Annotated in this window: 6 protein-coding genes; all 6 read right to left on the bottom strand. The window is 41.5% G+C overall.

Translation table 11 applies throughout. The features are described 5' to 3' along the window. Window positions 1-4: 4 nt before the first annotated feature. The 6 genes from B4Z90_RS11370 to B4Z90_RS11345 all read right to left on the bottom strand — a co-directional run bounded on the left by B4Z90_RS11370 (window position 5) and on the right by B4Z90_RS11345 (window position 14,292). A complete protein-coding gene (locus B4Z90_RS11370) occupies window positions 5-3,001 on the bottom strand; it encodes a SusC/RagA family TonB-linked outer membrane protein (protein WP_070566370.1) in 2,997 nt (998 codons plus the stop codon). Between the two features lie 283 nt (window positions 3,002-3,284). Then, entirely contained in the window at window positions 3,285-4,451 is a 1,167-nt protein-coding gene (locus B4Z90_RS11365; protein ID WP_070566372.1) for a glycosyl hydrolase family 28 protein, read from the bottom strand. A gap of 141 nt (window positions 4,452-4,592) precedes the next feature. Next, window positions 4,593-8,657, bottom strand: a complete 4,065-nt coding sequence (locus B4Z90_RS11360) for a hybrid sensor histidine kinase/response regulator transcription factor (RefSeq protein ID WP_286709357.1) — start codon at window positions 8,655-8,657, stop codon at window positions 4,593-4,595. 199 nt (window positions 8,658-8,856) lie between these two features. Further along, window positions 8,857-9,627, bottom strand: coding sequence for a hypothetical protein (locus tag B4Z90_RS11355; RefSeq protein WP_115049816.1), 771 nt, complete (start codon window positions 9,625-9,627; stop codon window positions 8,857-8,859). Between the two features lie 13 nt (window positions 9,628-9,640). Next, window positions 9,641-12,376 carry a sugar-binding domain-containing protein gene (locus B4Z90_RS11350; RefSeq protein ID WP_286802252.1) on the bottom strand — a complete coding sequence of 912 codons (2,736 nt, stop codon included), beginning with the start codon at window positions 12,374-12,376 and terminating at the stop codon, window positions 9,641-9,643. A 128-nt stretch (window positions 12,377-12,504) separates the two neighbouring features. After that, window positions 12,505-14,292, bottom strand: coding sequence for a glycoside hydrolase family 2 protein (locus B4Z90_RS11345; protein ID WP_070566383.1), 1,788 nt, complete (start codon window positions 14,290-14,292; stop codon window positions 12,505-12,507). Between the last annotated feature and the right edge of the window lie 8 nt (window positions 14,293-14,300).

Here is a 14,300-nt window from a genome sequence, read left to right as displayed (position 1 = left end):
TCGATTAGAAGTTTACATTTAAGCCAAACATGTACGATCGTGCTGTTGGATAAGAGGCCATCCAGCTGTTGTCGTAATTGAGTACCTCCCTGATATTAGAAATCGTATGGAGATTGTTGACGCTGACATTTACATCAATACCATTTACACCTACCTTTTTAGCAATTTTGTGTGGCAACTTATAGCCAAAGGTGATGTTCTTCACCTGTACGTAGCTCACCTTTTTATAATAGCCGTGTCCCAATGGATTGAGATAGCCCGGCGAAACGATCGTCGCATTAGGATTCTCCGGCGTCCAATAATTGGCATCGTGTACATAGTTGGTAATTCCAAAAGTCCAAGCACCTAGATTGGCCATGTGATCATCGCGCCATACATCAAAAACACCGGTCACTAAAGCTGATGCATAAAAATTTTTGTAAGCAAACCGGTTGGCTAAAGAAGCAGTGTAGCGTGGGTTTTTAGACCCGATGACTACCCGATCACTGGCTTCTATTTTTCCATTGCCATCGCGATCGTACAATTTAGCGGCTCCGGGAGCTGCCCCATCAACAGTAATGGCTTCACCATTCTGCCATACACCGATCATTTTATAATCGTAGAACACTCTCAATGGCTGACCAATAAACCAGTTATTGGCAATATCATCGATACCATCCCCTCTTAACTCGACAATTTTATCGCGGTTTAAGGAAAACACGGCGGTCGTATTCCATTGAAAATTTTCTCCTTTAACGTTCGTCGAGTTTAAGGTGACCTCAATACCTTTATTTTGGGTAGCGCCGATATTGTCCCAAATTCGGTTATAGCCATTCATGATAGGTACAGTACGGGTCATCAGTAAATCTTTCGTTTTAGAGAGATAAGCATCAATAGTACCGCCCAATCTATTATTAAACAACTGAAAGTCAAGCCCCAGGTTGGTCGAATAGGTGGTTTCCCATTTCAGATTAGGGTTCCCCACACCATCACCGGCCAAATAGGCTGTCGTAACGGCAGTACCATCATCGCCCCAGATATATTTTACATTGGAATATAGGCGGTCTAAGGTGCGGTAGGGTGTAATCGCCTGGTTACCGTTGGCACCGTAAGAAAGACGGATTTTCAGCATGTCCAGCCATTTGACGTTATCTTTCAGAAAACGCTCTTCTCCAATTTGCCATGCTGCCGCTGCCACAGGGAAGAATGCGTATTTATTGTTGATACCAAATACCGAGGCTCCGTCTGTACGTCCTGTCAAGGTTAATAGATATTTACCTTTGTAGGCATAATTTATCCTGCCCATATACGACAGCATAGCTGATTCTGACAACGAAGCACTATTGGAAACTAGACGGCTGGCCGAACCGATCATAAAGTATTCGGTGTCATCGGTTACAAAACCAGCTCCGCTCTGGGCTGTTGACCAGCTTTTCGTTTTTTGCATACTGAATAAACCCGTCACATCAAAACGATGATCGCCAATCTGCCGCTCGTATTTGAGCAGATTTTCCCAGGTATAATCGTTATAGTTGGAATTGTTAATGGAAGCACTACCTCCGGCTTGCGTACCTTGATCCCGGCCTTCAAAGGTGTTGCGCCCGTAATAGGTTCCTGTAAATCCGTTCCGATAATTATAACCAAAATTTGATCGTAAGGAAAGCCCCTCCACCGGCAGCAAAATATTAGCATAGCCCGAAAGAAAGAAGTTGTTATTATACCTATCCTGAATCGCATTGACGTTGCGCATCGGATTGACGATCAATGAATACTCCATGGGCTCGGGCACATACTTCCCCGATTCGTCTTTATAGCTTCCATAAGGACTTTGTTTTATGGCATGTTCCAAATTTGGCGTAATACCACCGTCGCTTTTTCGGGTATATTGCAGGCCAACGCCAGTGGTTAACCATTTATTAAAAGTCTGGTCCACATTGGTGGTTATATTTAAACGGGACAACTTAGAATTGTATACCACACCCTCTTGATCCAAAGCTGCAAGGGCAGCCATATATTTTGTATTCTCTGTACCACCTGAAATGCTCAGCTGATGATCCATGGTCATGGCTTTTCGAAAGACGTAATCCTGCCAATTGTTCGTAATGCCTTTCGCATAATTACCGCGTTCTGTTACGCTAATAATATCCCCGGCGATAGGATCCAATAGCGCTCCAGTATAGCCTTGCCTAATTCGGGCAATATCTTGTTGAAAGCGGATATATTCATTTGGCCCCATGACATTGATGCGTTGCATAGGCTCGGCCATGCCGATCAAACCTTTATAGTTTACCTGAGCTCTACCCAACGCCCCCCGTTTTGTTTGTATCAGAATAACCCCATTGGCCGCACGCGAACCGTAGATAGCCGAAGCGGAGGCATCTTTTAAGATCGAAAGGTTTTCGACGTTGTTAGGATCGATATCTGCCAGGGATCCGCTGTAGGGAATACCATCTAAAATAATCAATGGACTATTGTTGGCCGATATCGAATTTTCACCCCGTATCAACAGGGTCTGTGACGCTCCGGGTGCAGCTTCTCCGGTCGTAATGGAGAAACCGGCCACCTGCCCCACCAAGCGATCCATCAGATTTGAGGTAGATACCATGCTTAACTGCTCTTTTCCGACCACGGCCAAACCTCCCGTTAAATCTTTCTTCTTGGCTGTACCGTACCCTACGACCACAACCTGATCCAGGACATTATTTCCTGACATCTTCACATTGATGATTCCTGATGGATTGACCTCTAATTCCTGGCTATTGAAACCGATGTAGGTAAAAAGTAGCGTAGCCCTGCGTGGCGCCAGAATGGTATAACGGCCATTTGCATCTGTCTGAACACCGGTTTTCGCCCCTTTAATCATGACCGAAACACCTTTAAGGCCTTCTCCTGCATCATTGGTGACCTGACCTTTGACATTTATTTGATCTGTTGCTTGCGAATAAGCATAATTAGTCGCCACCACCGATAGGGTAGCACTCATTATCCAGCTCCTGAGCCAGATATGTATCTTTTGTATCATTGATTTATAATGGTTAGTTTAAAATTTACTTGCGTTCTTTACTTTCCCTTTCTCGTAAAGAATATGAGTTTAAAATAGGTCAGTTCGGATTACCCTGCGTGAGCCTAATCACGTGGTCGGGAGGAATTTTCATACACATATTTTGCTTTTTTAAAATTGGTTAAGACAAAACTATTATCATCACCAATTCGTAGGGTTCGTTTTTGTACGAAAATGGTTTGATTTTGTACAAAAGGCAAAAACATGTGTTTTTCGCTGTAAAATGGAGGTTAGAAGCGCTTTATTATTCGTTTTTTATACACATTAGATGATCTAGGATAACGGTATCGCTTGGTTGCACATCGATAGCTTCACCCTGACCTTTATATATGATATCGCGGAAACTGGCCTGCGAGATACCTTTGGCTTTTATCGGTTGATGACTGATTAAATTTCGTACAAATAAGCCCTGCACATGCTCGCCATACTCGACCACCAAACCTTGTTGTGCTAGCGGACTGATGACCATATTCTCGATAAAAACATGACTTATACGGAGCTTACCCACAGGCATAATCCGTATGGATCGGTGTGAAATTGAATAGAAGTCCTGCCAGTTCTGGAGATAAATAGTTGAAATGTTGTCGATTTCGCCCCGATATATCGAACCACTGACTACATTGACATTTTCTTCGCCTGCTCCCACCCCGGTGTCTGTTAATCCTATATTAATAAAGTCGTCACCACTTTTACCTTTGCAATTTGCAATAAGAATATTTTTACAGCCAAAACGTACGCCCATGCCGTCTTGATTCAAAATCTGTTTGTCTACTCCATCAACAGTGACGGCCTGCCTTACGTTAAAAGTAATATCGCTTACCTTACCGTTTGTACAGCGTTCCAATACCAGTCCATGCCCATGATAATCCTTTAATGTAATGCCGCTAACCTCAAATACATCAGTGTGAGCCAATATAATGGCGTGGTTCCGCCATCCACCTTTTTGGTTCTCTTCGGGCTTACCTGCATCTGTACCATAAGATTGTCCAAATCCGCTGGGATTTAAGGACAAGATTTTATTATGGTCACCGGTAGCTCTGGGATGATCAGCTCCTTCTAAAAGAACATTTCCTTTTCCGATAATCTTGATATTCTTTGTGGGTGCTATATCTTTAATTGCCAACCCTGCATTTGCCGAACGAATAAAATTATCCCGGCATTTATCCGATAGCTTCATGGTACAGTTATTCAATTCAAGTTCAAAATCGCCCGGAAGCAAAATGGCCTGATCGATGAGCCAGACACTTTTTTTCGTTACCGCATCGTATTTAGGGATCACTACTTTCCTAGTCGACTTTTTTGCTTCATTTATGGCTTTTTGTATACGTTCTGACTGGGAACCACTTTTGTATTTATTGGGGCTGATCGAAGTCTCATCTACCTTTTGGGCGACAGCCGCTGTCAGATACATTACGTTAAACAAGCAAAAGCAATATGTAAGCAGAAGCGTTTTTCTAAAAATTGTCATTTTCATGATCGTTAGGATTTCAAAAATATAGAATTGCCTTCCTCCTATCTGAAAGGGTAAATCGGTAAACTATTGGCTGTATTTTTATTTCTTTCCACTGGAAACCTTTTTCTTAAACTCTGAAGGGCTCAGTTCAAACTGTTTTTTGAAACAGACGCTAAAGTATTTGGCATTGTTAAACCCGGTTTGGTAAGCAACTTCAGCTATCGTCAAATCCGATTTTTCTAACAGATAAGCACTTCTTTTCAGTCGCATATTCAAAATAAATTCTTTGATAGACATTCCCACAATATCATGTATTTTTTGATAGAGAATGGTTCTGCCTACGTTCATATCAGCCACAAAATCTTCTACGGAATAACTGGCATTGTCAATATTTTCTTCAATGACCTGAATGGCCTTAATCAGCAGTTCCTCGTCCATGGAGGTAACGGTTACATTGGAGGGATCTACCTGAACGTGTTTGCTGTATTTTTCTTTTAGTTCCCGCTGATTTCTTAGAATGGTTTCCGTCTGTTGCAACAGATAGTCGACATGAAACGGTTTATCAATAAACACATTGGCGCCATATTCCAATGCTTTTATTTTATGCTGGTTGTCATCTCCCGTACCCGAAATCATAATAATAGGAATATGGCTAGTCTTAAAATTTTGTCTAAGGCTACGGCATACTTCCAAGCCATTGCGATTTGGCATGATCAAATCGGTAATAATAAGTTGCGGATAAATTTTTTCGGCTTTAATTAAGCCTTCTTCCCCATCACTCGCCGTGTACACATTATATTTTTCGGCCAGACGCTGCTCCAGGTAAACACGCAGCTGTTGGTCATCTTCAATGAGCAGGATATTATCTGTCTTTTTTATAGGGATCGATCTTGTTTCTGGGGCTGCAGTATCCTGCATGATAATATCGTCGATTTCAGAAACGGTATAATCATAAACGTTAGGCTGCATATCGCCTGCCCCGGCCTGTTTTCTTAACGGTAGTGAAATGGTAAATGAAATTTTATCGGTCTTATTGACCATCCATATTTTACCCTCCAGCACATCTACCAGTTCTTTCACAATGGCAAGTCCAAGTCCTGAACTTTCTTCAAAAGTTGGCCGATGAGAAGATAAGCGGTTGAAAGAAGTGTAAAGCATCGCGATCTGTTCTTCAGAAAAACAATCACCGGTATTTATAACTTCAATGGAGATGTATTCGATTTCCGTCGGATTTAACGAAGGAAACCGTTCTTTTTCTTCTGCTGTTGCGCTATAGATACGTACGCCCACATACCCATTATCTGGTGTATATTTTAGGGCATTGGAAAACAGATTAGTCAATATTTTTTCGATAACATCGTAATCAAAGGCAACATATAAATTGTCCTTGTACGCGGAAATATTGGTTTCAACACCTTTTTTATTGGCATAGAGCTCAAATAAGCTAAATAGATCCCTTACAAAATTGATAAAATCACCAACCTGCGGATTGAGTGTAATTTTTTGGCTTTCTATTTCGCGAAAGCGCAGCAATTGGCTAATCATCCGCTGTATTCTGGATACATTTTTCTCTATTAAATCCATGTATACCAAAGCGGTATCATTGGCCACAATAGTGTCTTTGAGTTGTTTAAGCGGCTGTAAAACCAAGGTTAGCGGTGTTTTTAAATCGTGTGAGATATTGGTAAAGAAGTCGGTACGCGCCTGGTTCAGCTCTTGCATATTCTGTTCTTTTAAACGCTCGAGTGCTAATCGCTCTTTAAACACTCTTTTATTGCTGTAATATCTCATTATGAAAAAGAGCAGAGCAGAAACAAGTGCTGCATAGCAGCAATAAGCCCACCACGACAAGAAAAATGGTGGATCGACATGAATATATAATCGTGAAATTTGATCGCCCCATAGCCCATCATTGTTGGAAGCCTTGATTTCAAAGGTATAATCTCCGCCTGGAAGATTGAGAAACTGTACAGATTTCTGATTGGCATGACTGATTTGCCAGTCTTCACCAAGCCCCAACATCCGGTAAGCGAACTGGTTTTTCTCTGCGGATAGATAACTATTTGCCGAAAACTTAATTTCTACATTAGACTGGCTACTGGAGAGTCTTATCTTGTCTTCTTTTCGATTGGAAAGACTACCAATGTCTTTCGTTAAAACTGATGAGCCATCCGCTGGTTTCACGAGTTTATTGTTGACCAGAAATCCTGTAAAAAACACTTTCGGTTTTTGAAGATTTTTATTGAGGTACGCCGGATCGAAAAGTAGAAATCCATTGGTACCACCAAACAGCATTTCACCCCTGGAAGTTTTGTAAGCGGCATGAATATAAAATGAACCAATGTTATTTTCCTGATAAAATCTCGCTTTCTCAAATTTACTGGACTTCCAGTTGAAACAAAAAAGACCATCACTGGTACTTAACCAGATATTTTTCGTGGCAACATCTTCTAGTATGCCAAATACCATTTTCGCCGGAAATCCGTTATTTACACTATAGTTGACATATGTCCCATCTCTTCTGAGTACATTTACGCCTTTACCCAATGTTCCCAACCACACTTCGCCATTTGAAGTCGCTGTATAACTACACAGGTAATTTGCTGAATAGGAAGCATCTTTGAGCACGTAGTGCTTCAATACCTTTAAGGTATGGGGATTTACAACAAAAAATCCTTGATGGCTAATTAAACAGAGCTGATCTTGGTTATTCACATATAATGCTTCGACTTCGAGTTCCATTTTTTTGCCCTGCGCATTAAGGACGCTCACCATCTCTATAGAACCCTGAGGCTTTCTTCGATATAAAAATGATTTATCGGGATCTGTCATCCACCAGGTGCCTTCCTTATCGTTTACAAAATCATAAACGGTGAGTGGTTGCTGGCTCTCCGGAGAGCGGAAATTGAAACTGCTGAAATGCTGATTGTCTACATCATAACTGCCAATACCGCCGTTATAGGCTGAAATCAACAGTTTTTTGCTCATTCGGTCAAATTTCAGGCGTTTAATCATATGGGGACTTAACGAACTACCCTGCGATTTTTCTAGGGGGGTAAACTGATCCTTTTTTCTATTCCAGTAATTCAAGCTTCCCCCCTCGGTACCGATCCATATGTTTCCCAGATGATCTTCCTGAAAACTACTGACTATGGGGTGATTGAGTCCCCCTGGGCTGGGCTTGAAGTAACGAACTCGGGAATCGTAAAGCGAGCAATAAGCTATTTTACCACCGTAAGTACCTATCCAGGCCCCTTGGTCCGGGTCTGGATAAATCGTCCATATCGAGTTATTAGGTAATGAATAGGCATCGTTCAGGTTCATCCGTAAGGCACTGCTACTTTCAGTCGCGGGATCATAAAAAAATAATCCGGCCTGTGTAGCCACCCAGATTATGCCGGTTTGGTCCAGATAAAGTTTTTTGGTTAAAACAGATGAATTTCCCGCTACGCTTACCGGGATCTTCTGTTTTAAGGTACCTGTCAAATCCGTTACATGGATTCCCCCTCGCTGTGTTAAAAAGTAATATAAGCCCCGATACGCAACCGCATCGTTCACCTGATTTGTCGTACTACCAAAATCCGCAAACTGGATTAAGCGTTTTTTCGTCATTTCAACTTGATACACAACAGCGCCTTGGCTTAGAAACACGTGATCTTTAGCACTCAATATATTTTGGAAAGACTTGTTTTTGGGCAATAAAAAGCTTTCTGTCAGTTTATTTTGCGGATTATAGCGTAGTATGCTATTGTCTGACAGCATGTAAACCTGACCATCGCTATGTACACAAAGCGAACGGATCATTCCGGGAACCACGACATGAAAAGAAAACCGTTCGTAATCGAATTTTAATAAGCCTTGCCCAGAAGCTAGAAACAGATTTCCCTTTTTATCCCGAATTAAAGAACCATAACCCCATTTTTGTGCTGGTTTGATCGCAGAGGCGATATCATTTAACTGATAAAAACTGTTGCCATCGTACATGAAGAGCGCATCGGGTCCCGTGTACCAAATACGCCCTAAACTATCTTTTGCGATGCTCTGTATACCGCCATAATAAGAAGTTTCGGGCATCAAATGAAATCTATACCTCGAAAGATCGATACCGAGAACACATTGCCCCCAAAAAATGAGGAAACAAATTATCAGACTGTATTTATTCATTTACCGATGCTATTAAAGCTGTTTAAATTTCAATCCAAGATTTACGCGTGCCAGTTACAAACAAAATACCTGAAGCTAATTGTTGATCAGTGGTTCTATAAACTTCGATTATCATACTATTAGGCAAAGAGCTTCGTCGAAATTCTGGCCTTAGCTCTTTTTCAGCTGTTCAGCTCCATGCGAAGCCAACAGTACCAATTTACTTAAAAACAGGCGTTGGGGACAAACTTATCTTCTTTTGCTGATTATTTTTGAGTTCGAAGATTACAAGTTCATTTTTTCCGGGTATTAAATCCGCCGAAGGAATTAATATCGACTGCTGTTTTTCCTCCTCCCAGTAAGATCCCAAATATTTTTTATTTAACCAGACCTCGCCCATTCCCCATCCTGTCATATTAAGATACTTGTTTCCGGACAGATTGTGTTCGAACTGACCTTTGTAAAAACCGGGGCTGTCATTAGCTGGTCTTTGTTCAAAAACCAAATCCTTGAGTGGATAATTACGCACCGTTAAGGGAATCATTTTCCAGTCTTGAAGGTCGTTTCCATCTAAAGTAATGGTGCCAAATAGCCCTTTTGAATTATCTGTAATTTCTGGTCCGTAAGTGATCCGACCAATATTCTCGACATAAAGTTGAAGCAAGTGTTTGCCTGGATTTGCTTTGATGGCTAGTTTTTTACTCTTATCTGTCAGGCTACCCTGCACCTTACCGTCGACATAGACCACGGCATAATCGCGTACGTTTTCCAATTCCAGCTCTTCGCTTTCGGCATCAGTGTTTATCTCGGTCTGATAAAGTACATAGCCCGATTCGATGTCCAAATCATTAAAAGATAATGCATTTCCTGCCTCGACAGTCTTATTATAGACCTGGTTTACGGATGCTTTCTCTTCTAACATAATTTCCTGTGCTATGAGGATCTGACCCCAAAGAAAAGTCATCATAGACAATATCATTGTTCTTATCATCGTTTAATCCTTTTTATTTCTCTAAAAATGACTGAATAAAGGTCTCTTCTACGGCCACTTGCGGCGAGAATTTCTCACTTTTTACATAATTATCGATACTGTACAACAATTGTTGGGTAGCGGGACGGTTATCCATATCATTTTTGGTATCCAATGCCAATACTAGCAGTTTCCCGCCGTTCATTTTGGCTTCGAAACCAATACCCAATTTCTGGTTGTTGTCGTAACTGTCGATGACCTGTATAAAGGGACGCAGTTGTTGTGGTGCATGTTGCATTTCGATTACTTTTGCATGGTTTAGGATATCCCACCATTGCCAATCGGTATGGTATGAAGTAAGAAAATCCTTAAACATGGCCTGTTTATGATGGACCAGGTTGCCGATGGTCATCGGTGCCCATGCAAACATAATGGGATTCCAAAAATGATTGTGAAACATTGATTTTCGACCCTTTACCTGGTCTGGCGAAGGATAAAAAACCACGGTTTTGCCCTGGGCCAACTGCCTTTTTGCAACATCATCGTAGACATCGGTGTACAACACATTTGCTGTAGATTGCATCAGATGTTGATGCTTTGGATATACCCAAATGTCCCAGCTATTCTTAATGCTATCGTTCACCGCAAGATGAACCGTAAATTTTTGGGTGCCGATGTTTTTCAGGGAAATCTCAAATTCGCCTACCGGCGATACATTTTCGTTGGCAATGGTTTGCTTTTTCAGCGTTCCCTTTTTCAATATGTTACCAGCGGTATCAGTCAACCACCATTTAATTTTCGCATTTTCAAGTGCAGAATTGCTAAAGTTATATACCTCGGCTTTACCCTTAAATGTTTCTGTGTTGAAAAAACTGCTTTTGTTATAGCGTAGTAGAGCGACTGTTGGCGCGCAAAACTCCCTGAATTTTTCTGCCGTAACCAATCCTTTCGAATCCCAAAAAGGATCGAATATCCCCACGGGTGCGTAACCTTGTCCCGGAAAGTCGTTCATCGACAAAAGCTGAAATCCGGCAGATTTACCCGATCGTAACAGGGCTTCAATCACGGCTTTGTACTCCAGCACGGTCAGCGCACCAGATGCTCTGAAGAAATCCTTTGCCTGGTCCAGCATGCCATTTTTTTGCAATAAATCGCTAAATACTTCAAAATTACGGGCCTCTACGGGGCTGTTGGCATATTTCTTTATTTCATCAAAATTTGGATAGATACAACGTTGTCCCGACTCATGTGAAATGACGGGCACATCTACATCAGACTCCGCATTCTTGTCCCAATCAGCACCCGGTTGACCTTCGTAAACCTTTACAGCCCCTTTGTTGGTTTGCTGGGACACGTAATATTGATCTGATTTAACTCTTGTCCGTGCAGTAGAACCGCTATAAAGATGACGAGGATCAGCTTTTCTGCCTTCGGCGGTAAGTTCCTCAATAAAGTCGAAGTTCCCTGTAATTTCATTGCCGTTGCAGTACAGAACAAACGAAGGATGGTTGCCGTATTCTTTCAAAATAGCTTTAATTTCACGGCGGAAGAAGTTATATCTGGCCTCATCGGGTTCGGCGTCTTTCCCCCACATAGGCATTTCCACTTCAAAATATATCCCATGTTTGTCTGCCATGCGAAAGGCCGCCGCCGGGGGGCACCAAGAATGGAAACGTAAATGGTTCATGCCGTAGTCCTTCATCAGTATCATAATGCGTTCCCAAGAGGCATCATCGAGCGGAGCATGCCCTGTTTTTGGGAACACTGCATTTTCAACATTGCCTCTTAAATGGATCGGATGATTATTGAGCAGGACATGGTTTTTTCCTTGTTTTACTTCACGCATACCAAAGGTGGTCGCTTTTTCATGCTGGTAACTATTTTTACCGTCGGAAGTATTCAGCTGGCAGTTAATCCGATAAATATTTGGGTTAAACTCATCCCACAGTTTAATCTGTTTACCTAAGGGAATTTTTGTCTCTATATACGTGACCGAATCGGTACTTAACAAAGCAATTTCATTTTTAAGACTGTAGTTTGTTCCGTCGATAGCAAAGGAAACCTTTCCCTTTACCTTTTTTTTTGTTACATTATTGATCCGTAATTTTACTTTTATGGACTGATCGTTGATATTTGGGTATACCTGAAGGTCTTCCACATAAACCGGATCTATGGCCAGCAGTTTCATTTCTCCCAAGATACCGTTCCAGTTAATCTGCGTAAATTCAGTATGTGCATGGTTCCATTTATGTGTATTGTACTGAAATCGGTTATCGATACAAATGGTAATACGATGCTTTTTTCCGGGTTTTAAGGAAGTACTCAGATCGTGATTGTGAGGCACACTCACATAATCGATGCTGCTAACTTCCTTGGTATCTACGAAAATTGAACTTAACCAGTGGGTGCGCTCAAAATATAGGAATATTTTTTTTCCCTTCCAGTCAGCAGGAATATCGATATCGCGTTGGTACCATGCCGGCCCCATGTATTCGTATTTTCGGGTCAGACGGTCAATATATTTATAAGGATTTTGATATCCTATCTGATAATCGTCGGTAATACCCGGAAGTTTAATTGTTCCTTGTAAACCGTGATTATAGCGGGGAGACAGGGAGCCCCTTCGAAAATCCATCACGTCAGTTTGGAAGCCCCAAGTACCCGATAAATCGATGACATCTTGCGCCTTTAAAAAGGTTGCTTGCACTAGAAACCCCAGTAGGCATATTATTTTAACGTATTTGTATATACTTATCTTGTATTCGTCCATTTTATATTTCGATTATTTATGTACTTTCATTCTCTTCACCAACCTATTCTGTGCGCGCCAGGCCGAATAGCCTTTGTCAGTGTGAAATTGTCTTTAAGGGCTGTTTTCGAAGCGCTAAGATTGAAGTTCTATTTATTCTCATAATAATTCTTCATTAGATACCAGGCTTTTTTGCGATAGCCTTGATCCGACACCAGTCCTTTTCGGTTCCAGCCATCTTGATTGGTCGGATGAAAACGGAAAGGCGAACGGAAATCAAATAGCACCCAGGGTGAAGTTCCGCGCAGGTTTGGGATATGCTTAAACATTTCGAGGTTGTTTTTGTATAAAGTCTCTTGGTAATCTTCACTCCATGAACTGACGACATCCTTTTCGCCCGTTTTGCCATACAACGCCTCGCCTCCAAATTCAGAAATAATTAAAGGCTGGCCTTTTGCCACATCCCATACTGCTTTATTAGGAGAAACTGGCCAGGAATGGTACCAGCCTAAATATTTGTTGACAGCTACGACGTCCAATTCTTTCGTAAAAGGATCATCCATAACAAAGGTTTCCTTCTCCTTATTGAAACGAACAAGATCAAAAGCAGCGGTTATAAGCCTGGTCGTGTCAACGGCTCTGCATGTAGCAATCAAATGCCTGATAAAAGCATTTCTAGGCTCGGACGGTTGGGTTTCATTGGCTACCCCCCAAAAAGCGAGTGCGCAACGATTTTTGTCTCGAGCAACCATTTCCCGCATCATTTTACCGGCTTTATCTTTGGTCGATTCATTTTCAAAATCGATGCCCTGCCATATGGGAATTTCTTCCCACAACAAGAAACCCATTTTTTCGGCCGTTCTCACGATGTATTCATTTTGTGGATAATGCGCCAAACGAATCATATTACAGCCCAAAGCTTTCGCTTCTGAAAGCAGCATCACTGCATCTGCCTGTGAAAAAGCACGACCTTTGCGCTGAGGTATTTCCTCATGAAATGAAATGGACTTGAGAAAAATAGCTTCGTCATTCAGGAAGATATCTTCCCCTTTTACCCAAATATTGCGAAAACCTATTTCCTCTTCTATTTGATCATCGCGCGTTGAAATCTTCACGTTATACAGTTTAGGTGCAGTAGGCGACCAACGTTTGATTTCTCTCGATAGGAATGAAGTTTTCACTTCTCCCTGAGCATCTGTTTTAAGCGTTTGTTTTAGTTGTAGTTCCGGTATTTCGATAGTTACCGAGGAATTGGCTATCTTTTCCGAAAGTTTGACCTTCGCAGTGATTTTATCGGCTTTGGTTTTGTCCAATTGAACAAAATAATCATCGATAAAAACTTTTGGCGTGCTTACCAAAAAGACATCTCGGGTGATACCGCCATAGTTCCACCAATCAAAGGCCATTGCCGGAATGGCATCAACCTGCCGGCTATTATTTACCTCAACTGCCAAAAAATTATCGTTTTCTTTAGCTGCATCCGTTATTTCAATCTGAAAGGGAGTAAAACCACCTTCATGTTGTGCAATCTCTTGTCCATTGAGATAGATGCGACAACGGTAATTTACAGCAGCAAAATATAAGAACAGCCTTTCGTTACTTTCTTTCAATACATCGAACTTGCGGCCATACCAGATGGTACCTTCGTAATATTTAAGTTCAGGCATTTGACTGTTCCAATCCGAAGGTACATTTAAACGGAGACCATTCTCGAAAGCGTATTCATAAAAATCAGTCTTATTTTCGGCCTTTTTATTCAGATAGATTTGGTTTTTTCTTCCCTGGTCGTATAAGTCTACAATAGCGTCCCACTTTCCATTTAATGATTGAGTTCGCCTACCATACACATTGGCCATATTCTGCTGAGCAACAAGGTTGGAGGTTATCAGGCTAAAAAAAAGGGACAATATCAAAGATAGATTGATCAGCTTTATCATAATAGGTG

The organism is Sphingobacterium sp. UBA5639, assembly GCF_002421245.1.
Taxonomy (GTDB): domain Bacteria; phylum Bacteroidota; class Bacteroidia; order Sphingobacteriales; family Sphingobacteriaceae; genus Sphingobacterium; species Sphingobacterium multivorum.
Note: the sequence above shows the minus strand (reverse complement) of the source record. Positions and strands in the feature narration are given on the sequence as shown.